The 20,383-nt window shown below is 62.9% G+C and carries 21 protein-coding genes; 8 read left to right on the top strand and 13 right to left on the bottom strand.

Going from position 1 to position 20,383, the window contains the following annotated elements; all coding sequences use genetic code 11:
- Positions 1-10 precede the first annotated feature (10 nt).
- From OOT46_RS22900 to OOT46_RS22885, 5 genes are all read left to right on the top strand, one after another.
- Positions 11-322, top strand: a complete 312-nt coding sequence (locus OOT46_RS22900; RefSeq protein ID WP_265405942.1) for a DUF6156 family protein — start codon at positions 11-13, stop codon at positions 320-322.
- Between the two features lie 178 nt (positions 323-500).
- The gene (locus OOT46_RS22895) at positions 501-767 is read left to right on the top strand and encodes a PAAR domain-containing protein (protein WP_265405941.1); all 267 of its coding nucleotides are present in this window, start codon (positions 501-503) and stop codon (positions 765-767) included.
- A gap of 847 nt (positions 768-1,614) precedes the next feature.
- On the top strand, positions 1,615-2,718 hold the full coding sequence (locus tag OOT46_RS22890) for a hypothetical protein (protein ID WP_265405940.1): 1,104 nt from the start codon (positions 1,615-1,617) through the stop codon (positions 2,716-2,718).
- Between the two features lie 127 nt (positions 2,719-2,845).
- Positions 2,846-3,334: a GIY-YIG nuclease family protein gene (locus OOT46_RS31015; protein WP_416136246.1), complete on the top strand. Its 489-nt coding sequence runs from the start codon at positions 2,846-2,848 to the stop codon at positions 3,332-3,334.
- A 244-nt stretch (positions 3,335-3,578) separates the two neighbouring features.
- Positions 3,579-3,821: a hypothetical protein gene (locus OOT46_RS22885; RefSeq protein ID WP_265405939.1), complete on the top strand. Its 243-nt coding sequence runs from the start codon at positions 3,579-3,581 to the stop codon at positions 3,819-3,821.
- 108 nt (positions 3,822-3,929) lie between these two features.
- Here the strand turns inward: OOT46_RS22885 and OOT46_RS22880 are convergent, their stop codons facing one another.
- Both OOT46_RS22880 and OOT46_RS22875 read right to left on the bottom strand, forming a co-directional pair.
- Entirely contained in the window at positions 3,930-4,784 is an 855-nt protein-coding gene (locus OOT46_RS22880) for a hypothetical protein (protein WP_265405938.1), read from the bottom strand.
- A gap of 109 nt (positions 4,785-4,893) precedes the next feature.
- Positions 4,894-5,895, bottom strand: a complete 1,002-nt coding sequence (locus OOT46_RS22875) for a FitA-like ribbon-helix-helix domain-containing protein (RefSeq protein WP_265405937.1) — start codon at positions 5,893-5,895, stop codon at positions 4,894-4,896.
- Between the two features lie 864 nt (positions 5,896-6,759).
- Between OOT46_RS22875 and OOT46_RS22870 the strand changes: the two genes are divergently transcribed.
- Positions 6,760-7,842, top strand: a complete 1,083-nt coding sequence (locus OOT46_RS22870; protein WP_265405936.1) for a hypothetical protein — start codon at positions 6,760-6,762, stop codon at positions 7,840-7,842.
- Positions 7,843-7,966: 124 nt separating this feature from the next.
- On the opposite strand, the gene OOT46_RS22865 is transcribed toward OOT46_RS22870, so the two are convergent.
- From OOT46_RS22865 to OOT46_RS22830, 8 genes are all read right to left on the bottom strand, one after another.
- Entirely contained in the window at positions 7,967-8,344 is a 378-nt protein-coding gene (locus tag OOT46_RS22865) for a hypothetical protein (protein WP_265405935.1), read from the bottom strand.
- A 62-nt stretch (positions 8,345-8,406) separates the two neighbouring features.
- Positions 8,407-9,813 (bottom strand): recombinase family protein, encoded by a 1,407-nt coding sequence (locus tag OOT46_RS22860; protein ID WP_416136244.1) that lies wholly within the window; start codon positions 9,811-9,813, stop codon positions 8,407-8,409.
- Entirely contained in the window at positions 9,810-10,268 is a 459-nt protein-coding gene (locus tag OOT46_RS22855; protein ID WP_265405933.1) for a DUF2924 domain-containing protein, read from the bottom strand. The genes OOT46_RS22860 and OOT46_RS22855 overlap by 4 nt, the downstream gene beginning before the upstream one ends.
- Before the next feature lie 137 nt (positions 10,269-10,405).
- Positions 10,406-11,248 (bottom strand): hypothetical protein, encoded by an 843-nt coding sequence (locus tag OOT46_RS22850; RefSeq protein WP_265405932.1) that lies wholly within the window; start codon positions 11,246-11,248, stop codon positions 10,406-10,408.
- Positions 11,249-11,260: 12 nt separating this feature from the next.
- Positions 11,261-11,749 (bottom strand): hypothetical protein, encoded by a 489-nt coding sequence (locus OOT46_RS22845; protein ID WP_265405931.1) that lies wholly within the window; start codon positions 11,747-11,749, stop codon positions 11,261-11,263.
- 16 nt (positions 11,750-11,765) lie between these two features.
- Positions 11,766-13,523, bottom strand: a complete 1,758-nt coding sequence (locus OOT46_RS22840) for a hypothetical protein (protein WP_265405930.1) — start codon at positions 13,521-13,523, stop codon at positions 11,766-11,768.
- A 56-nt stretch (positions 13,524-13,579) separates the two neighbouring features.
- Complete coding sequence (locus tag OOT46_RS22835; RefSeq protein WP_265405929.1) at positions 13,580-13,867, bottom strand: helix-turn-helix transcriptional regulator; 288 nt, start codon at positions 13,865-13,867, stop codon at positions 13,580-13,582.
- Positions 13,868-13,956: 89 nt separating this feature from the next.
- Positions 13,957-14,574, bottom strand: coding sequence for a hypothetical protein (locus OOT46_RS22830; RefSeq protein ID WP_265405928.1), 618 nt, complete (start codon positions 14,572-14,574; stop codon positions 13,957-13,959).
- Positions 14,575-15,126: 552 nt separating this feature from the next.
- Here OOT46_RS22830 and OOT46_RS22825 point away from each other — a divergent pair.
- Positions 15,127-15,546: a hypothetical protein gene (locus OOT46_RS22825; protein ID WP_265405927.1), complete on the top strand. Its 420-nt coding sequence runs from the start codon at positions 15,127-15,129 to the stop codon at positions 15,544-15,546.
- Positions 15,547-15,580: 34 nt separating this feature from the next.
- On the opposite strand, the gene OOT46_RS22820 is transcribed toward OOT46_RS22825, so the two are convergent.
- The 3 genes from OOT46_RS22820 to OOT46_RS22810 all read right to left on the bottom strand — a co-directional run bounded on the left by OOT46_RS22820 (position 15,581) and on the right by OOT46_RS22810 (position 17,025).
- Positions 15,581-15,964, bottom strand: coding sequence for a hypothetical protein (locus tag OOT46_RS22820; RefSeq protein ID WP_265405926.1), 384 nt, complete (start codon positions 15,962-15,964; stop codon positions 15,581-15,583).
- Positions 15,961-16,329, bottom strand: coding sequence for a hypothetical protein (locus OOT46_RS22815; protein ID WP_265405925.1), 369 nt, complete (start codon positions 16,327-16,329; stop codon positions 15,961-15,963). The genes OOT46_RS22820 and OOT46_RS22815 overlap by 4 nt, the downstream gene beginning before the upstream one ends.
- A 75-nt stretch (positions 16,330-16,404) precedes the next feature.
- A complete protein-coding gene (locus OOT46_RS22810) occupies positions 16,405-17,025 on the bottom strand; it encodes a DUF3489 domain-containing protein (RefSeq protein ID WP_265405924.1) in 621 nt (206 codons plus the stop codon).
- A 754-nt stretch (positions 17,026-17,779) separates the two neighbouring features.
- Here OOT46_RS22810 and OOT46_RS22805 point away from each other — a divergent pair.
- Positions 17,780-20,341 (top strand): RHS repeat domain-containing protein, encoded by a 2,562-nt coding sequence (locus OOT46_RS22805; protein WP_265405923.1) that lies wholly within the window; start codon positions 17,780-17,782, stop codon positions 20,339-20,341.
- Positions 20,342-20,383 lie beyond the last annotated feature (42 nt).

Here is a 20,383-nt window from a genome sequence, read left to right as displayed (position 1 = left end):
AATAGTCTTTGTGGTTGCTTCAGTCATTGGCATTCCTGTACTTGCAGGAAATGGGGATAGCGTTATGACCAAAGTTAAGTACTATGAAATGTTTGGGGGGTATGACCACCCCGTTAAGCTCATTGGCGAAATCAAAGAAGCAGAAGCATCGGCAAGAAGGACGTACATCAAAGCCACTTATGAAAACAATCTTCTCTTGGAGGTTGAAAAGTATTTGGATGGGAAAATTTTCTTCACATACAGATATACATACTCCGGCGGGAAGCTGGATGGAATTTATATAACAAATGATGAGCAAGACACAAAGTTTGTCAAGCCATAGAACAACTAACGCCAATATTCCGAGCAGCATGATCAAACCTTAAGTGCTGCAGCTGCCAACAACGCCTTCGCAAGTTACCCGCAGCAATACGAAGTGTCGAGATTCTGCAGAATCAGAGCCATCATGGTCTTGTCAAAGTTAATCGACTGTTTCCTGATTCCGGATACCAGCAACTTCAATGGTCAACATCATTCGTCTCGGTGACCGCACCAGTCACGGCGGCATAGTCGTCGCCGTCGGCGCGACCCACCACACCGTGCAAGGGATTCCCGTCGCTCGTCTCGGCGACAAGTGCATCTGCCCGAAGAAGGGCCACAAGAACTGCACCATCGTCGAGGGCGACCCCAACTTCACCGTCGACGGAGTGCCGGTCGCTTTCGACGGGCACAAGACCAGCTGCGGCGCCACGTTGATCGCGTCCCTCGGCAATTTCGACAAGGGCTGAGAGGAAGGCCGCTCATGACGACGGAGCCCAAAGGCGTCTGCGGCGAAGAACGCATGCGAGCCATTCATCTCGCGGCGCAGGCTGCCGGCAACACGTGCCTGGATATGCAGTGGCTGGGTTGCGAGCACAAGTACCGCTTCCGTTGCGCTCACGGCCACGAATGGCTGCGACGCGGTGACAGTTGCATCGCACGCCCCCACTGTCTGCGATGCCTGAACGCGGCGAAGTACAACCACGAAAACTTTGACCGATTGCGTGAAGCGGCGCTGGAGCGGATGGGCCGATGCCTCAGTGAGGAATACCACGGATTGTGGGCGCCCTACCGCTTCCAATGCCACCATGGCCACGAGTGGACCGCGGACTGCAAATCCGTGCTGAAGGGCAACTGGTGCCCAGTGTGCCGGGAACTCAGGCAACAGCCTGCCACAGCGAGCCTTGCAGCGCCCAGGAAGCGTCGCCCCCCGCAACGAACCACGTCCGACCAGCGCACGCAGCGCCAACTCCTGGATCACCGCAGGGAACATCTGTTTGCTTCGATGCAGGAAGTGGCTCGGGCTCACGGGGGCAGTTGCTTGTCGGAGCAGTACATCGGCGCCAGGCGCTACCGCTGGCGCTGCGCCCGCGGTCACGAATGGAACGCCGTGATCAAGCATGTGTTTGCGGGAGTGTGGTGCCGCCAGTGCGAGCAGGAGGCGTGGCAAGAGCGTATGCAGGCGAAACGCAGCAGGGGGCCTCACGTTCTCGGGAAGACCTCGTCCCTACCGGGATCGTCCGCAGAGGCTGGGTAAACGCTTTCCCAAGTCAGCGCCGACCATCGTTCGGGCGGACCTTTTACAGCAGTCCTGACATGAGCACGACGCAGCCAAGCAAGAACGCCAAAAGGCAGCGCGCAGCGGCGAACCCGCTTTCGCAGCCTCACCCGGTTTTGGACCACAGCAAGAAGCTGCGGGCGGCCGCGACCCAGATGGGATGGCAGTGTCTCGACACTGTATGGGGCGGGTGGCACGTTCGTCACCGCTTCGTCTGTCGGCGAGGGCATGAACTGCTTGCCGTGCCATCGGCCGTGCTGCGGTTGACGACGTCGTGCGAACACTGCCGTGGCGAAGACATGCTGCAGCGCCTGCATCAAGCGGCCAAGCGGGATGGGGTGACCTGCCTGGAAATGAAATGGAAGGGCGTGGAGACACAGCATCGGTTCCGATGTTCACAGGGGCACGAGTGGCTTCGGGCGCCGAAGCGTGGCATGAACCAGCCCGGATGCCTGCAATGTCCAACGTGCGTCAAGGTTGCCGCCGACGCACGCCGCCTTTTGGTGGACGGACTTCTCCGACTGCAGCGGGTAGCAGCCGGCAAGGGCGGACTTTGCTTGAGCGATGCCTACCTCGGTAGTGCGCACCGGTATCGCTTTAGATGCGGGCAGGGACACGAGTGGGACGCGGCCGGTGGGGAGGTAGCACGCGGCGCCTGGTGTAGGCGCTGTGCTTCGGCTGAAAAGCGGCTCGCCTACCGGTTGCCCGACGGCTTGCAGCGGCTGCAAGCTGCGGCGGCAGCCAAGGGCGGCACGTGCGAAAGCGAGGCCTATCTGGGTGGAATGCACCAGTACCGCTTTCGCTGCGCCGCGGGACACGAATGGGAGACATCGGGAGCAAGAGCCCTGAGAGGTGCCTGGTGCCGCGCCTGCAACTTGGAGAAACTGCGCTTGGGCATCGAGGCTGCCAGGCAGGCCGCGCATGCCCGTGGCGGGCAGTGCCTCTCAACGACCTACACCAACACACTCACGAAGTTGACCTGGGTCTGCGACCGGGGACATCAGTGGCAGACGACTTTGGGGATCGTTCGCAACGGACACTGGTGTCCCGAATGTGCTCACGCAGCGCAGATCCGCAACGGTCAGTCTCGCGCGCGGCCGCGCTACGGCAGCTCACCGCGGCATTCGTCGAGTGCGACGTGAACATCAATCGAGTTCAGGTGGGCGGGTTGCTGCACTGGAAAGCCGCCCTCGCAAGGACAGATTAATCGTCCGTAAGAGCACAACGTCCGTGGCAAAACCAACCCCCAAAACTGCACCGGTGCTCGCCATGCTTGAGCAAGGTGGATTTACCTTTGAACAAATCGCGGAGCAGCTTGGCGTGTCCCTGAACGTCGTGCTCGGTGTAAATTCCCACTACCAACGGGGCCGGTACAACACAAAACCAAAGCGATCCTCGGCTTCTACCTCGGGTCGAACAGTTCGAAGAGATCGTGGCTGGACATATCTACTTGTCTCGCGGTGCGGCATCGTTTACGTCGGCGCCACTACAGACCTTCGGCAGCGATTTCGTTCGCACAACTCGCCGACGAATAAGGGGTGGACGCGGGGCCGGCACTGGCATCTTCTCGGTGCTGTCCGCTTCGACTCTCGCTCCGATGCCTTTGATCAGGAGGCCCTCCTTAAGCGTTCTGGGAAGGCGCGCGGCGAATGGATCGAGAAGTGTCTTCCGAGAGCGAACCGTCTTGCCGAGCGATGGAGACTCCCCCCGGAGTGGTTGAGAAGCCTTACGAGCCGCGCCCATTCATTGCAACGATGAGCCAGACGAGACGCAAGGTCACGGTGCTGAGTCCAGGCCTGTCCTCGCCCGGCTGAACAGATCGACCTCGTCACGGGCGCCCTAGTAGGCTCACCGGCTACGACCGACAGCCCGTTCGCCTTGCATTCGTCAGCCGGGGTAGTTTGAACATCGTCCATCTGGACGGTCCATTCCCCGACACCTCTCGGGAAAACAGAGCCAGTATGTCGTCCATCCCAACCACTGCAGAGCGAAAGGACGACAAATGGCAAAGCCAACGGGAAAGAAAATTAACGGCATCAGGCCGCTGAAGCCGGAGTCCGAAGAGTTTCTCGAATGGGAGGAGCTGGTCACGCGACACATCGAAGAACACGGTGAGGTCGACCGGTCGGATGCCCAAGGCATCATGATGTGCCGGGACCGCTTGCTGCGCCGCTGCCACAGCGAGGGCAAGAGTCCGGCCGAGACGGGCGCTCTGATGTTGGAGGCGCCGGCCGAGTCAATTTAGGTAGGCAGCGCCCGCCCTCTCACCCCTTAAGCGGGGTTGAAAGGGCGGGCACCGCCTGCGGTCGGCTCGGACCCTCAGTCCGATACCTGCAAGGCAATGTGCCGCCGGTCAGGTCGGTTCGCCAGCCCGCGCGAGTTGGGCCGACGCTTCACTCCGTTGGGAACGTTCCACGGCTGAATTTGAGTCCCCTGCTCGGCCCCCGGCCGGCGCCTCGATAAGCTGTGTTGGGAGCTGTGGTAGCTTTCCGATCGAGTAGCTATTCCACTGCAAGACAGCGAAATCTGTACAGTTCTTCCCCGGGTTGACCACCGCCGCAGAGTCAAGTTTTGGGCTGTCTGTCCGGTGTAGCGACGTCCGTCGTCGCTGGTTTTTCACCAGAGCCTCGGCCCTATAAATCCGTGTTAGCGACCGAAGCGACAGAATTGCCAGCGGCCCGCCATAGAGCATGGTGATGCCGAGGGCGGCCCACATCTGCGAGCTGTCCTTGAAAAGCTTGACGTTGAACAATGCGTCAGCGAAGGGGCCGACGAACAATGGGGAGAGTGAAACCAGGCCACTAAAAGCGTACAAAGTCCCGTATATCACCCTACGAATCTTCAGCGCCCTCGGATTCCGGTACTTTTCCTTGAAAACAATTTCAATCCCATTTTCGGTACCTTGATCCGTTAGATAAGGGCGACCTGTTTTGTATCTCTGCAGCGCATGGACGTCTTCCAAGGTAACGAGGTACTCGACGACATGCGGCTCAATGGTAGCGTCCCCGGCGAGCGCAATATACGCCTTGTCCCGGGCATGAGGATGAAGGGTGGTGTTTTGCTGCAGGTCTTGTAGTACCTCCTTGGTGAATTTGTAGTCCTCCCGAAGTCGGCTACGTGGCGTCAAAACCCACTCATGTAATGCCTTTAGCCCCCCGATCACCCCGAAAAACGCCGGAATTGCTTTGACTACCAAGTCGAAGTCCATGGATTGCTCCGGGCAGGCTGCGGTGAGCCTGCTGATTGACGCACAGAGTGCACGCCTTAGCTGCTACCCACCGAAGATTAATAGGGCGCGCACGGCTTGGAAGTCCAAACTAAGCCGTCGGCTCGCTCACCTCGCCGGTTGCGCCAGTTTCCGCGTCGAGATCGCTTTCGCGAGGCTTGGTGATGACCCCCCGTCTAATGAGCGTTCGCAACGTGTTCAGGCGCTTTCGCTCCGAGATCACCCCTTCAATCCGATCGCACAGCGAATGCCAGCCCGGCCAATACTCGCGCTTCGACACCATCTCGCGATCCCAGATGTCTTCCCACCATGTCGACCTCCCGCCCTCTTTGAGCAGGGAGCCGGGGTTAGTGTTGCCGCTCGTCAGTTGGGCGATATCGTCCGGGTGCAGCTGGTGGCCTAGGACATTGATGTCGAGCTTCGTGTATCGCCGATACAGCAGCTCCAGTGTGACGAAGAGGGCGGCCAGCATCGCTTCGCCTCCAGCCCCAATCTCTTCGGACACGTGGATGGGCGTGTAGAACGTGAGGAAGTGACCGTGGTCGGATTCCTTCACGATGTAAAGGTTGCCCGCCTTGTCTTCGGCGCGCACCAAGTGAAGCCTCGTCAGCTTGCCGTCGGCCCACTCAGAGGGGGGAGTCCACGTTAACAGCCAATCCACGGCTGCGAAAGGATCTTCTGACAGCCGATGGTATTCACAAGGGTAGAGCCGGGCGTCGCCATGTTTGAGCCACTTGGCGTCGACGCCGAGCAGCTTTGCGATTGCCGACAGCTGCGCAAAACTCGGCTCTCTCTCGCCCAGGAACCAGTCTTCGACCTCCTCTGCCCGCTCTTCTCCAATCGCCTCTGCGATGTGCGAAGGCAATAGCTTGGAAGGGCGGTCAGAGTTCACCTGCCTGAGCATCCGATTGAGCCGCTCGCTGATCTCCCTTCGCCTGTTGTTGCGGGTCTCTTCTACCAAAGACGGTTCCACCCAAGCGCGTATAGCTTGACGCGCCTCGGCCTCGGTGGAGCGGTCGTGCTGTTCCGCCATGCTCTCTAGAGCACGGAAGATCTGATCCGGGATGTTGCGGACGGATAGCTTACCGAACATTGACGCACCGTTTTGAAGCCAAGGACGCAAAACGATAGCGTTTCGGGTCACCCGAAGCAAGGTGAGTCAGTATGTCGACACGCTCGAAGGGTTACGGGCGTCTCGGAAGCAAGCGCGCCCGCGGGTGCCACTTAACGTTCGTGAAGCGATAGCGAACATCCATCGCAAGGCATGCCTGCTTCGCCCCCGGCCCGCACGCCGGCGATAGTGACAAAGACGTCCCAGGCGGCGCACATGGCCTCGGCAGCCCGCGGGAACCCGCAGGAGCTTGAGAGGAAGGTTTGCCGTAGCCCTCTTCTCCTGCACCAGAACTAAAAGGCCAGACTCACCTCTGGCCTTTTTCATTTCCGCCGAAGCCCCAGCGCTGGCGCGGTCTGGCGGGGCGGCGCGTTTTCAGGGCCTCCTGCGGCGGCCCCCGTCTCCGGCCGTTTTGGGCTGTTTTGGGGCCCTCTCCTCTCTCTGTTCTCTGTTTTTGCGTTGGTCGTCCTTCGCACCAAGGGTCGTGTTTGGAGGGGTTCCCGGGGCAATGTTTGCACCGCGTCATTGCTACCCAAATCACAAGTTGACGCGTATTGACAGTCGTTGGACTCACGTCCCAATTCGCCTTTCAACCGTAACAACCGGCGGCAGACGTAGCGTGTCAACCATCGATGGCGCTTCTCGGCCGGAAGCGGACGTCGGGCCAAGCGGCCGCCTTTTGAACAGCGACGTACCATTTACATCTGAAAGGAAATAGAGATGGTTCTTCGCGGGTGTGGTGAGTGCCTGGTCTGTGGGTTGAAGTTCGTTGTACGGGCGGGGGTCGGCTTGGAGCAGGAATGCGCTCACAGTTTCGATTGCCCGAACTGCTTCAGCCCACTCACGGTGAAGGTCAAGCTCGGTGCACCTCCTACAGCCTGGTATGAATTCTTAGAGAACTGCCGTGTGGCTGAAGAGGACTCACCCGACCTGACTGTCGTCAACTTGCACCCTTCCATGGCGTTCAGTCTTGAGGACTATCACTCGCCCCAGGCATTCCCCTCGTTGGATTTTTTCGACCTCGTGGATGCCGCTATGCGAGTACCAGCAGGGACAAGACATCTGGATGTTTCTCTGCATTTCGAACTCCCGGAGACAAAAGCTTTATGGGCCCTTGTCAAGAGCGTCATGTCCTTGCACTCCAACGGTGACCCAGCGGGCGTTCTGCCAAAGCAGATCGCCCGGTACTCGGAGAAGCGGCGAGAGTATCTGAAAGAATTTCGATGCTCCACCACCTTCAAATGCATCACGTCATTTTTTGACGACGCACTGCACCCGGCGATCGGTAACCTGCGGCGGCCCCTTCGCGGACTTGTGCGCGATCTTCGAGCAATCCAGGGTCAGGCAGTAGCGGATTTCGAGAACTATTATCGAGCGGAGTTGGAGTCGGACAACTTTGCGCGCTACTCGGCCTTGTTCGATGACTACTTCTCCAACTTCGATCAGTTTCGACAGCTCCTGGCATACGCGCGGGTGGGCCGCGACGACGTGGACGAGCTGATCGTTGGCGCCAAGCGCTTCAATGATGTGAAGCTCTACTACGGGCAGGCGTACGAAACGCTCACCTCTGCCTACGTCACGCTTGCCTGTCTAAACAACATCAATCACGGCCGCAGTTTTGACACCTTCGCAGCTATGAGTCTGACGAAGTACATCAAGGACTTGAACAAGGCGCAAAAGTCGGCACCTTTTTCTGCCGCCCCTGTTCTTGCCGCCTTCACGAAATGGGAGGACAGCGCCCTGCGAAATGGATCGCACCATGCAGCTATTGCTCGCGACGGCGAGCGGGTCAAGTACCGTAGCGGAGGCACCGGCGCCGAGCGCGAAATGCCATACAGCAGATACCTGCACATGTGCAATGGGATCACGATTGCGTGTGCCGCCCTGATGCTGGTCGAACTACAGGAGTTCAGCACCATAAAGACATAGCGTGAGGGACACGCTTGTCAGCGTGCTGCGAAGAGCCGCCCACCGGAGAGGCTCGCGCACGCGTGCTTTGAGTCGAAGGCCGCCTTGCTGCCTTCATGTTCAGGGACACGTGAAATGTCCACCATCAGTTGCCCCCGAACATCTGTCGCTGTTGCCGCCAGTCGTAGGGGATCTCCTCACGGAGCAGCCGTTGCAGGCGCATGGGCAGCCGCCCGTCGACGAGCGCGGCGATCACATCGGGCGCCAGCAGCGCCAGCTTCGTGATCTTCGTGACCCGGGCCCGGTCCGTTCCCTCCACTCGCGCGATCTCGGCCGCGTCCTTCACCTTGTGCTCGTGCAGGAGCTTCTGCCAGTACAGGCCCTGGGCGATGGCCTTGACCACCAGCGGGTCGACGCGCGACGCTTCGGCCTTGCTGGCAGAAGGCGCCTCGACCGGCTCCGCGTGCATCACCACCTTCCTCACCCCGTGCCGCTTGAATCGCAGCGGCACGAAGGTCGTCACGCCCGGCGCCCCGGCGCCCTCTCCTGCTCGGTGCCGGGCCGGCTCAGTCTGATTGATCCGTGTCATCCGATCACCTCCGCGTCCTCGCGCTCCTTGGCCAGCAGTTCGGCGCCGATGGTGTTCGGCCGCAGCTCGCCCACCAGCTCGCGCCAGCCGAGGTCGCGCCACTGGATCTCCACCCCGGCCTGCGTGATCTGCACCCGCTCGATCAACAGCTGCACGATGCGGTGCTGCTCCTCGGGAAACAGCTGACCCCACACGTCTGCCAGCCGCGACAGCGCGACCACGACGTGCGGCTCGTCGACGCTCGGGTCCAGTTCGCGCACCCGGTTCCACACCGCCTGGACCGCCTCCGGCGCTCGCAGCGCATCGAAGACCTGCCGCAGCACCACCGCCTCGATCTCGGCAGCCGGAATCGCCCCGAGCTTGCTCGTGCCATGCCCGTACTTCTTGTCCCGCATCGAGTAGTAGTAACCGTAGCGCTTGCCACCGGGCTTGGTCGTGAAGGTCGGGATCATCCGGTCGCCCTCGGGCCCGTACAGCAAGCCACGCAGCAGCACGTCGCGCTTGGCCCGCATCCTTGTCTCTGCAGCCCTCCGCGCCGCGCCCTCGGCGAGCACCGCCTGGACGGCCTCCCAAAGCTCGGTTTCGATGATCGGCTCGTGCTGACCGGCGTGGATCATTCCCTTGTGCCGGATCTGTCCCAGGTACACCGGGTTGTGCAGGAGCTTGTAGAGGAACTGCTTGTCGATGGGCTGGCCAGCCCGCTCCCGGCCCTCCCGTGTGATCCACGCCTTGGTGGTCACACCGTCCCGGTTCAGCTCGCGCGCCAGCTCGACGATGGAGCGCAGTTGCACGAAGCGCTCGAAGATGTGTCGCACCGTCCCGGCCTCGACGGCATTCACCACCAGCTTGCGGTCCTTGGCGTCGTAGCCCAGCGGCGGCACGCCGCCCATCCACATCCCCTTGGCCTTGCTGGCGGCGATCTTGTCGCGGATGCGCTCGCCGGTCACCTCGCGCTCGAACTGGGCGAAGGACAGCAGGACGTTCAGCGTCAGCCGGCCCATGCTGGTGGTGGTGTTGAACTGCTGGGTGACCGACACGAAGGACACGCCGCGACGGTCGAACACCTCGACCAGGCGCGCGAAGTCGGTGAGGCTGCGGGTGAGCCGGTCGATCTTGTAGACCACCACCACGTCGACGCGGCGTGCCTCCATGTCGGCCAGCAGCCGCTTGAGCGACGGCCGGTCCAGGTTGCCGCCCGAGTAGCCGCCGTCGTCGTAGCCATCCTCGACAGCAACCCAGCCCTCGTGCCGCTGGCTGGCGATGTAGGCGAGCCCGGCATCGCGCTGGGCCTCCAGGCTGTTGTAGTCCTGTTCCAGGCCCTCGTCGGTGGACTTGCGGGTGTAGACCGCGCACCGCCGTTTCGGCGTCACAGGCGCCCCTGTGCCCCCGCGTGCGGCCCTCATGCCTTGCCTCCCTTGCGGGGCGCGCGCAGGCCGAAGAAGGCGGGCCCGGACCACTGCACACCCGTGATGTGGCGCGCCACCGCCGACAGGCTCTTAAAGCGCCGGCCGTTCAGCTCGTACTGGCCCTCGGGGGTCACCATCACCCGGTGCTCGACCTCCTGGTACTCGCGCGTCAGGATCGTGCCAGGGGTCAGCGTCACCTCGCCGCGTTTCGGGTTGAACTTGGAATCGGACGCGCCGATCTTCAGCAGCTGACTTTCCAGCGCTTCGGGCAGCTTGCCGAAGGCCAGCTCCTGCAGCCGGTGCGCGACGCGGCTTTCCACGTAGTCGCGGTTCCAGTGGTTGGGGCGCTTGGGAAAGTGATCGTCCCAAAGCGCCCACAGGTCTTTCATCGCCATCTCGCTCAGGCTGGCAATCTGCGCCGCCACACTGGCAGCGCTGCGTCGTTCGTTCATCGGGTTGGCTCCCGTCGTTGAGACCGTCGTATGGACGCTCTGTGCGGGGCAGAAGGCAAGGGGCAAACCGTGCTCCGTCAATGATGAGGTGAAGGTGTCGGGGCGGCGCCACTGCAGTGGCGCCGCAAACGGTCGGATCAGAGGGCGCTCAGTTCCGCATCCAGCTGCTCCTTGGCAGCGGTCACGTACTCATGCGGCACCTCGATCTCGTACTTGTTGTCGGGCCGGGAGTAAAGGCTTTCGTGTGCCGCCGCTGTGGCTCGCGCGATGCTGTTCATCAACAAGTGCAGTTGCTCGCGCAACTCGATATCGGCGACGTCGGCACGCGAGTGCTGGAAGCTGCTACGGGCGTCATTTAGCTGCTTGGGGATCGCCTGCAACTCGCGCTGCAGTTCCTCGGCCTTGCGCTTCTGATCGCCGAGCGCCGTCTCGGTCACCCGCAGCTCCGACTCCAAGCGCATCAGCGAGTCCGGCATAGCGATCTCGCCTTCGGCGTCGGCGATGGCTTGGCTGGCCGAAACGGTCTCGTCCGCGATGCGCTGGCGCAACTGCTCGGCGCGCTTTTCGACCTTGTCGATGACACGCCCGGTCTTCTCCAGATCGCCTTCAAGAGATGCGCGCCGCTGCTTCAGCTGCTTGATCGTCTGCCGCGCTGTCTCCAGCTTTCCGGGCGCATGGACGACCCATCCCAGGGGCGTGACCGTGCTGTCCAGCTCGCGTATCCGCCACTCGAGTTGGCTCAACACCTCCTTGGCACCGTGGCACGCGCTGCGTGCGGCCTGCTCCTCGTCGCTGGCGGTGAACCGGCTGCTCCGGGCCTCGGCCGCGCGCAACAAGCGGTTTTTCTCATCGAAGTCCGCCTGCGCCAGCGGAAGCTGCTGCTTCGCTTCGGCCAGCTCCCGGCTCAGCTGCTCGTACTCGGCCTTGACCTTGGCGTAGTAGCCGCCCGTGTTTTTCTTCGTGAAAGGATTCAACTTCATAGGGTTACGTTCTCAAGTGGATGACGCCGAAGATGCGGCGTCGGAGTAGTCGTACTTCGGGTAGCGCGCGTCGCCGGGCAACACGGTCCCGCTGATCCAAACGTTGGCGCTGAGCCGCTTCTTGACCGCCACCGGCGCGCCGAAGGCCGGGCGGATCGTGCTGGTCGGCTCCCAGCCCTCGGCCTCGCTGGGGGGAACGTGGAACGACGTGGCCGCCTTCACGGCCTCGGCGTAGGGCCGCCCCGCGGGCGGGGCCTCGCTGGCTTTCACCAACTGCATGCGGTGACCAGCCGCATCGAGGATGGCGCTGCCTGGCGCATCGGGATCGGGCCATTCGAGTTCGCAGTAGCGCATCCAGGCCGGATGCAGGTTCGACGGAGGCGGCGCCTTCGCAGCGGCCGTCCCCGGCTCGCCGGGATGCCGCGCCGAGTTCGGGTTCTGCGCGGCCTTGCGTGCAAAGTGGCGCGCCCAGGCGAGATGGAGTCCTGATGGCGTCTTCACGTGTTGTCCATTTCAATCAAAGGCCACCCTCTGCGCCGGGTGGCGTGGCGTTGGGGGATACAGGGGCCGCCGACGCGGGCTTCACCGAAGCGATGCGCCACATCGCGCCCTCCCGGCTGTGGCCGAGGTGGCTGATCTCGATGCCCTTGGTTCGGTACGCCGGGGCAATGCGTCGCAGCTGGTCGGACAGGCCCTTGGGCGACCGCGGCCAGGTCGTGCGGTCGTGCACGATGTACTGGTTGAGTTCGTCGTACAGCTGTCCCGCGGTGCCCTTCCAGCTGATGGGCGGAATGCGCTTGGCCAGGAACTTGTCCAGCGCCTGCGCCACCGGGTTGCCCTCCAGCGCCCGCTCGGCGCCGGCCCGCACCATCTCGGCATAGCGGCGCTGGAAATCGACCTCCTCCCAGCCGAGGCAGTAGCTCACCGCTGCGCCCAGGCGCTCGAAATCGGCCATGCGCTGCTTCTGCTCCAGTTGGACCTCCGGCAGGTAGTCCAGGACGCGCGAGAAGAGATCGAGCAGGCCGGCAAACGCCCTGGGCCGGTCGCGCTCCCAGGCGTCGCGCGTCTCGCTGTCGTCCTTGCGCCGCTCGGGGGCGATCACCGGCATGTCGATGTGCACCACCCGGTCGATCAGGTCCGGGCGGGTCGCGACCACCGCGATGCCGTTCAGCACCGCGGGCCGCTTGGTCTCCATGACGTGCTCCTCGCCGTTGCTGTACAGCTGGCGCGCGGCGAAGCCGCCCCCCGTCGCCAGGGTGCAGAACGCGTCCTGCTGCTCCGCGGTCAGGCTGGACAGGTTTTCGTAGCTGACCAGCCAGTTGTTGTGGGCCGCGACGAAGATGTCTTCGACGCTCTTCGGTCGGCCGCGCAACATCACCTTGTTCGGGTCGACCAGGCTGCGCAGGACGGACTGGGTGGTGGACTTGGCCGAGCCCTGCTCGCCCACCAGCTCCAGCACGGGAAACGGGGTGTCGGGGCGAAAGCACTCGATCAGCCACGCCAGCAGCATCGGAAAATCGGCAGGCGGCACATTGGTGTAGCGCAGCAGCAGGGTGACGTCGCCCGGTCCTGCCTCGGGCTCGGGCAAGGCCCGCATCGACGCGGTGCGGGTGAAGAGCACGGGCGAGCGGCTGACGATGCGCCAGCCATCGGGCGTGACGTGAACGGCCTGCCAGTGCTCGTCGCACAGGTCGATGACATACCCGTCCTGGTACCTGGCCACGCGCAGGTGAACCTCGACCTGATCGCCGTCGTTGATACCGGCCGCCTCCAGCGTCGCGAGGGCCGCCTTCATGATGGTGTCGGTGGCGCCCGCGCCGAACGCCCGCCAGTACGCGGCACGCAGCCAGGCCTCGAAGCCCGAGGACTTGACGCGCCAGACCTCGCGGCGACGCGGCGTCGAGATGATCGCCACCGCCTGGCGGTCCTGGTCGTGGTGCAGGTCGCATTCGGTGCGGGCCAGCGCGACCAGCTCGTCCAGCGCCGAGGGCGGCGGCCCGCCGCCCGGCTCCTTGCCGTTGACCGCTTCGTCCAGCCGGGTCACGGAACAGGCCGGGTTGGCTTTCTTGGCCTTGTACCGCAGGCGCAGGTAGGTCGGCAGGTCTTCCGCCTGCAGCTTGGCGAGCGCGGCGAGCACCGGGGGCTCGAACAGCGCGGCGACATCCTTCCCGAGACGGGCGATGGCCCGCTCGACGATCTCGGTGGGGCTGGCGGGCTCCTCCGACTCCGGCTGCTGCAGCTGCGGCTCAGATGCGGGAAGCCGGGTGTCTTCCACTGCAACTGCGCCCTCCCCGGTTGAATCCGGGGAAGCAGGGGTCGGCACAGGCACGTTCACGCCCCTGTGCGGCCGTTCAGCTCGGCGGTGCTGCGGACACGGCGGCTGTTGGCATCGAGCCAAGCCAGCACATCGGCCTTGCGATAGCGCACGCTGCGGCCGATCTTGGTGAACAGCGGGCCGCCGCCGTGCGTCGCGGCCCATTCCATCCAACCTATGGTGTAGCCCAAGCCGGCCGCCGCGGTCTTGCGGTCGAGCAGGGCTTCGGAGGGCGCGCGCCAGAAGTCGGCGCGCAGCTCAGCGGTGGCGGCTTGCTGCTGCGGGGTTCGGACCCGTTTGGGCATCTCGGCATTCCTTGGGGTTCATTCGGAATGCTGAGTGTTGATTTGGGCAGGCTCGGAACCTGCCGAAGTTCAGGCCGATTTCCTGAACTTCAGGTTTCCCAAGATCGCTTGGGCAGCTCGCGGTTAAACACCTTCAGCGCCTCGCCCACCTTCTTGTGGAAGGACTTGAAGCCGCGGACGTCGTCGCCGAACAGCTGCTGCGCAACCTCGGCCACGGCCTTGCCGATCTGTTCGGCGTTGGGGCGCTCGCCCGTGCGGTAGCCCGGCGCAGATCGCGCCAGGAGGTGGGCCATGACGGCGATGGCCTTGAGGCTGTTCATCTCGGCCGCCTCGCTGCCATCGGGCAGCACCGGCTGGCGCGACTCGTCGAACAGGAACGCGGGCCGGTCCTCGAAGGGCAGCTGTTCGAACCAGCGGCGCAAGCTAGGCTTCTTGATCAACAGCCGGTCCTTCTCCAGCAACTCATCGAGCGGCGCGTCCATGATGACCCGCCCCCGGCCGGTGGGGATGCCGAGGTCTTCGTACTCCAGCAGGCCGTCGCGCAGGGCAGTCACCAGGGCCGCCCGCTTGGCGCTCATGCAGTGGGTGTCGTACCCCAGGCGGCCGAGTTCAGCGGGATCGACGTTGCACCACAGCGCGATGGCGTCGTCCAGTCGGATCTGGTTAGAGAGGTCCCAGTAGCGCAGGCAGTTGAATTGGGAGGGCATCGGCGAGGTCGGCGGCTGATGAAGCGGGCCAGTCTAGCGAGCCAAACCCGCGGCCCACCTGTCATAAGCATCAGGCCATCGCCGCTGCCACGGCTGTGGCGGGTGTGATGGTCGTGATGGTGGTGACGGTCAATTCCTATTGTTATTGCTCTGGGAAAAGGGATAGACCCCGGTTGGGCACCGTCACCCGGTGATGGTCGTGACGGTTGTGATGGTGGATTCCTACTACTGTCTCGGGGGAGGAGGTAGTAGCCCCGGCTGCGAGCCATCGTCACAAGCCGGCTGTGACTGTCGTGATGGTGTTTTCCTATTCTTTACGCGCGAGAAAAGGGTATGGCGGGTTGGTATGGGTCCTTCCTGGCGGATTTCCCATGCGGGCGGGAAACGCGCGACGCTCGTCTACCGACAGATGCGAACCAAGGTTCGCAGCGTTTGCACCTCCGTTCGCGGTGCCCTGGGGCCCGGTCCCATGGACGCTCATACTTCCCTCCGGTATTCTGGATCGGTGGCCATACAGAGCCGGCCAACCAACATAAGAAGCAGAGCGAGAGAATGGAAACGATCATCGTTGAGCCCTTTCGCAGTGAGTTGGAGGCGTTGCTACGAGAGCACGCTACTCGATCCGTCGACCTGCTAATCGTCCCCGACATCGCGCGGTGGTGTGCTGAACGCCGAGGCGAGTGTCTCGGCAATCCCTGTGCAATGGCCATCACAGGCAAGGCAGGCGCTTGGGGGATTTTGCTCCGGAGCGAGATAGACCCGGACACCGTCCAGAGCGTGAAAGAGCGTATCGACCTCTTCGGCGGGCACGAAGACATTGACGTCTTTCAGCGCCTCGACTCGCCGCGCGCCTTCGTGTCTCTCTTGGTACTGCACGAACTAGCGCACCTGCAGAACGACTGGCCCCAAGCCAAAGAGAACGACTGCGATGCATGGGCGTTTGAGCGCCTTCCTTTTTCCGAGAACCTATAACAATAGCGATTGACCGTCACAACCATCACCACCATCACAGCAACGTGTGGTCCGTGTCGCACCAGCCGGCCGCCTCCTCGCCGATCTCCGCGTCGATGACAAAGCCGGTCAGGTAGGGCAAGCCGCGCGGGATGCCGCGGCGCCTCTCCGTCCTTGCATCGATGCGCCAGGTCATCCAGGCGTGGACAGCTGCGCGGATCGCGTCGGCCAGTGGGAGCCCTAGGCGGAGGCGGTTCAGCACGTCGTCGGCGAAGTGCCGGCCCGACGCGCTGTCGAGAAACGCCCTCATCGCCTCCAGCGGCTGGCCCGTGGCGTAGGCGATGGCGGTCATCGAGAGCGGCCACGCGGCCGGTGCGTGTTCCTTCATCGTGCCGATGAAACCGAGCGATTCGGGTGCCCTGCTGGCATCGGCTCTCATCGCGCCCGCCTCCGCGCCGCGGCGTCGGCGTACCAGCCGATGGGCGCCGGCTCGTGCAGCATGGGCTTGCCGTGTTCCAGCTCCCAGATCGCCTGGGCTTGGTCGACCAGGCGGGCCAGGTCCTCGAAGGGGTTCGGAGGCGGCACATGCGGACGCCGCCGTCCCACCGCTTCATAGCCCGCATAGGCAACAAGCCAGCGCGGGCCGTCTGTCGTGACCAGCCCCCGGTTGAACAACGCCTGCAGCACGCTGTTGCGGGCGGCCCCGTGGACGTGAGGCGGGAACCACTCGATGCGGCCCTCCGTGTAGTCGATGGCATACCGCACAATCAGGTGCTGGGTGATGCTCAGGGAGTCGTTGCTCACGGGATGGCCCTTTGAAGGATGGTCGGTGCTCGATGGCGCAAGAGCCGGCCGGCTCTTGCGGTTCGTTTGGTCGCGTCAGGCCCCGTGCGCGTCGACGATGCGGTAGCGGCGCTCGCCGCTCTCGTTCTTCTCCGAGACCACGTTCAAGCCGAGCCGCTTCTTCAGCGCGACCGCGAAGAGGCCACGCACCGAGTGCGGCAGCCAGCCGGTGGCCGCCTGGACCTGCTCCACCGTCACGCCCTCGGGGCGCCGCAGCAGGCCGATCACGAGCGCTTGCTTGCTGTCGGTGCGGGGCGCGCGCGGCGTCTTGGCGCGGGGCTCGGGCCTTACCGCCGCGGCGTCCGAAGGCGCCGTGCGAGCGGCGTCGTTGGTCTCGGCCGTGTTCGCCTCACCTTGCCATTGCGCCTCGGCCGCTGCGACCTCCTGCTCCAGCTCGGCGTCGTGCGCGGCAGGCTCAGCGGCTGCGATGGCCTTCGCGTTGGGCAGGTCGCGGCCGAGCGCTTCGTAGCCGGCCTCGGCCACCAGGTGGTGATCGCCGTCCAGCATGATCAGCGCGCGGTTCAGCAAGCCCTGCAGAACCTTGGCTCGGGCACCGCCCTTGACGCTCTCCGGGAACCAGTCGATGCGACCTTCGGCGTGATCCAGGGCATGCTCAAGAACTTGGCACTGGGTGTCGGTGATGCTGCTGTGGCTCATGGCATTTCTCCGTTTGAGGGGTTGTGGCGTGATGAACGCTCCCTTCCGCGAGAAGGCCAAGTCCTTCTTGCTGTCTTTCGGCAGCTGTCGCAAGACTGCGACTGGTTGCCCGTTTTCCGATGCCACCGAAGTCATGTTCTCTGCCGCGAAGACATCCACGGCCCTACCCCACTGAAGCAAAGCAGGACATCGCTAAGCAGACGTGTGCCGCGATTTCAGTGGCAGAGACCGGACCCGCCTCGCGCGGCTAGCACCGAACCGCCAGTACGAACAGAGGCACCCCCGCGTCCAAGGGGGAGCTGAGATACATGTCGTTGTGACCGCTTCTTACTTTGCCTATGCTGCCGACGCTGCTTGCCCCGGCACAGCAAACAAGATAAACGGGGATTGGAGGGAAACATGCGAGAAGCAGAGTCAAGGCGAATCGTGCCGGACCAAAACGCCCCTGCTCCGGCGACCCGCCGGATACAGGAGCCCGAAGGTCCGGCCAGTCGTCAATGCGCGTCGCGCACCATTACCTTCCAGTGATCGCCCCGGCAGCTGGCCGTCGGAGGATTACCGCGGAGTGACATCCCCACCGGCAGTTGCCCATCTACCAGCTTTCACAGGCGCGGCCGATTTCGGTGACGTATCGAGACGACGAATGCCAAGAATCATCCTTGAAACGACGGAGATCGGGTGTTAGTTCCTAACCGTCATAGATCCCACGCCGATTGCCTTAATTTCATTAAAACGTTGAGGGAAGGAACCCACCATGCAAAACCAGGAGGCATATCGCCTCGTCCATTTCCTCGTCCGAGGAGCACTGCTAGGCGGGCTGTCGACCTCTATGAGCGTCGGGTTCGCCTCTGACGCGGGCGGCGGCTGGTACTTCGTTGCACCGAATCAACGCTGGTACTCCACTCTGCCAGACCCGCCATACGGTTTCGACGGCAACGGTACGCCGTCCGCGTCAACACCTGAAGAGGTTTGCGACAAGACGCTTACTGCGTCTTCGTCAACGAAGCTTGTACCGGTGGAATACCATCCGTTCAATCGTCTTCCTCCCCCTTATTTCAAAGAGAAGCGCTCCGAGGGCTACGCCTGCGCTTTAACCGAAGGACAATGGTCGTGGGGCGGCAAAAACTACGGCAGCGCCTATCGGTCTTACGTTTACTGTGGCCTCGCGGCGAAGTGGGTCGTTTATCCCAATCAAAACGACACCTACCACATGCCTGCCGGCAACTGCATGCTCTTCAAGGACGTCTACGAGTCGCCACCCCGCAGTTGCCCGAAGAACCCGTCACAAGGCAACCCCTTCTATCCCCTCTACGGCAACAAGCGGGAGGTGGTCGACCTGGGTATCTCGATCGCCGGTGTACCGCTGCAGTTGATCTACGACAGTGCGCGGGCCCGCCTCGACATCGACGAAAAGTTCATCACACCGCGCCCCTGGGGCGGCAACCTCGGAAGGCTGTGGTCCACCTCGATCCACCGCCAGCTTGCTTTGAGTCACACCCACAGCATGCAGGCGATAAGAGATGGCGGGCGCTTCGTCAGCTTCAACATTATCGCAGGCAAGTGGACGGCGTCGCGCGCCACGCAAGACACGGTCGTACCCAAAGACGGAGGCTACGAGTACAGGGACCAGAACGGGCTGGGACTCGAGCAGTACAACAACTTCGGGCAGTGGCAGAACTGGGTGCTCGCCAACGGAACGCGGGTCACACCGGTTTTCAGTGACGCGAGTACCGATCCATCGATTGCGCCCGGGGCGGGCCACTTGTTGAGCCTGACCGACTCCTTCGGACGCCGCGTCAGCTTTACCTACAAGGCTTCGGCCAACAGCGAGGTCGTCATTTCCACCATTCAGTCGCCCTCGGGTGCGGTGATTCAGATGGGCTACGACGCAGCGGGGAATCTGACGCAGGTGACATGGCCGGATCAGACCACACGCCGCTTTTTGTATGACAGCCCGAACCCAGGGCAAAGCTGGGCACTGACGGGGATCGTCGACGAGAACAACAAGCGGTATGCCACCTTCAAGTACGACGCCGGCGGCTGGGTCAAGAGCAGCGAACACGCCGGTGAGGTGAACAAGTTCGAAGCCAGCTATTCCAGCCCGCCCAGACTGGTTGTCCGAGAGCAAATCGACTGGTCCACCGAGATGGTGTGGCGGTATCACGAATGGGTGTTGCCGCAGGACGTGCGGGTGGCGCAACCCAACGGAAGCAGCTTGGGCTTTGCTCCGACCACGGCATTTGGCACGGGCGACTATGTCACTTCGACCATGCTGCGCAATTCCGGCGTCAGCCAGCCCGCCGGGAGCGGTTGCGCGGCCAGTTCTAGCCATATCGCATACGACGCACAAGGTAACGCGACAAGTCGCGACGACTTCAACGGCAAGCGCGTGTGCTATCGATACGACTTGGGGCGGAACCTTGAGACAGTGCGAGTGGAAGGTCTGGCGAATACTGCCGCCTGCAGCTCCTACATAGCACCTGGTGCGACTCTTCCGCCAGAAGCACGCAAGGTCAGTACGGAATGGCACTCGCGCTGGGCAATGACGACCAAGGTAGCAGAGCCGCGCCGGATCGTGTGGACGATCTACAACGGCCAAGCCGACCCGTTCAACAACGGAGCAATCGCCACCTGTGCGCCCGCTGAGGCGAAACTGCCCGACCAGCAGCCCATCGCGGTGGTATGCAAGCGCGTGGAACAGGCCACAACGGACGTCGACGGTTCGAAGGGCTTCGCCGCAACTTTGGCAGTCGGCGTCGCGCCCCGGCAGTGGACCTACACCTACAACAGCTTGGGCCAGGTGTTGACGGAAGATGGCCCGCGCACCGACGTCGCGGACATCACCCGCTACGAGTACTACCCCGACACTACCGTGGATTGGACCCAGGGCGATCTCAAGCAGGTCACCAACCCCGCAGGCCAGGTCACCAAGTACACCCAGTACAACCCGCATGGCCAGGTGCTGAGCATGAGCGACACCAACGGCGTCGTGACAACCTACACCTATGACCCGCGCCAGCGCCTGAAGACCGTGACGGTGGGCACCGAGCTGACCAAGTACGACTACTACCCCACCGGCCTGCTGCAGCGCGTGACCCAGCCCGACTTGAGCTACATCGAGTACAGCTATGACGATGCGCATCGCCTGACCGGCCTTAAGGACGGCCTGGGCAACTCGGTGACCTACACGCTGGACAAGGCCGGCAACAGGACCAAGGAAGAGATCAAAGATCCTAGCGGCGTGCTGATGCGCAACATGACCCGGGCCTATGACGCGCTGGGCCGCCTGAAAACCGCGACGGGGACTCTCCAGTGAGGCAGCGCCTTCCGCTTTCAGAACAACTACCGCATAACAACC

Source organism: Aquabacterium sp. A7-Y (genome assembly GCF_026153205.1).
Lineage (GTDB): Bacteria > Pseudomonadota > Gammaproteobacteria > Burkholderiales > Burkholderiaceae_C > Caldimonas.
The sequence above is the reverse complement of the archived record's forward strand: the minus strand, read 5'-3'. Positions and strand labels throughout refer to the sequence as shown.

Coding starts and splice junctions, on each gene's coding strand:
- OOT46_RS22825 (WP_265405927.1), top strand. CDS start 15,127: ATGGAAACGATCATCGTTGAGCCCTTTCGCAGTGAGTTGGAGGCGTTG.
- OOT46_RS22875 (WP_265405937.1), bottom strand. CDS start 5,895: ATGTTCGGTAAGCTATCCGTCCGCAACATCCCGGATCAGATCTTCCGT.
- OOT46_RS22880 (WP_265405938.1), bottom strand. CDS start 4,784: ATGGACTTCGACTTGGTAGTCAAAGCAATTCCGGCGTTTTTCGGGGTG.
- OOT46_RS22860 (WP_416136244.1), bottom strand. CDS start 9,813: ATGAGGGCCGCACGCGGGGGCACAGGGGCGCCTGTGACGCCGAAACGG.
- OOT46_RS22820 (WP_265405926.1), bottom strand. CDS start 15,964: ATGAGAGCCGATGCCAGCAGGGCACCCGAATCGCTCGGTTTCATCGGC.
- OOT46_RS22885 (WP_265405939.1), top strand. CDS start 3,579: ATGGCAAAGCCAACGGGAAAGAAAATTAACGGCATCAGGCCGCTGAAG.
- OOT46_RS22835 (WP_265405929.1), bottom strand. CDS start 13,867: ATGCCCAAACGGGTCCGAACCCCGCAGCAGCAAGCCGCCACCGCTGAG.
- OOT46_RS22895 (WP_265405941.1), top strand. CDS start 501: ATGGTCAACATCATTCGTCTCGGTGACCGCACCAGTCACGGCGGCATA.
- OOT46_RS22805 (WP_265405923.1), top strand. CDS start 17,780: ATGCAAAACCAGGAGGCATATCGCCTCGTCCATTTCCTCGTCCGAGGA.
- OOT46_RS31015 (WP_416136246.1), top strand. CDS start 2,846: ATGCTTGAGCAAGGTGGATTTACCTTTGAACAAATCGCGGAGCAGCTT.
- OOT46_RS22855 (WP_265405933.1), bottom strand. CDS start 10,268: ATGAACGAACGACGCAGCGCTGCCAGTGTGGCGGCGCAGATTGCCAGC.
- OOT46_RS22890 (WP_265405940.1), top strand. CDS start 1,615: ATGAGCACGACGCAGCCAAGCAAGAACGCCAAAAGGCAGCGCGCAGCG.
- OOT46_RS22810 (WP_265405924.1), bottom strand. CDS start 17,025: ATGAGCCACAGCAGCATCACCGACACCCAGTGCCAAGTTCTTGAGCAT.
- OOT46_RS22830 (WP_265405928.1), bottom strand. CDS start 14,574: ATGCCCTCCCAATTCAACTGCCTGCGCTACTGGGACCTCTCTAACCAG.
- OOT46_RS22850 (WP_265405932.1), bottom strand. CDS start 11,248: ATGAAGTTGAATCCTTTCACGAAGAAAAACACGGGCGGCTACTACGCC.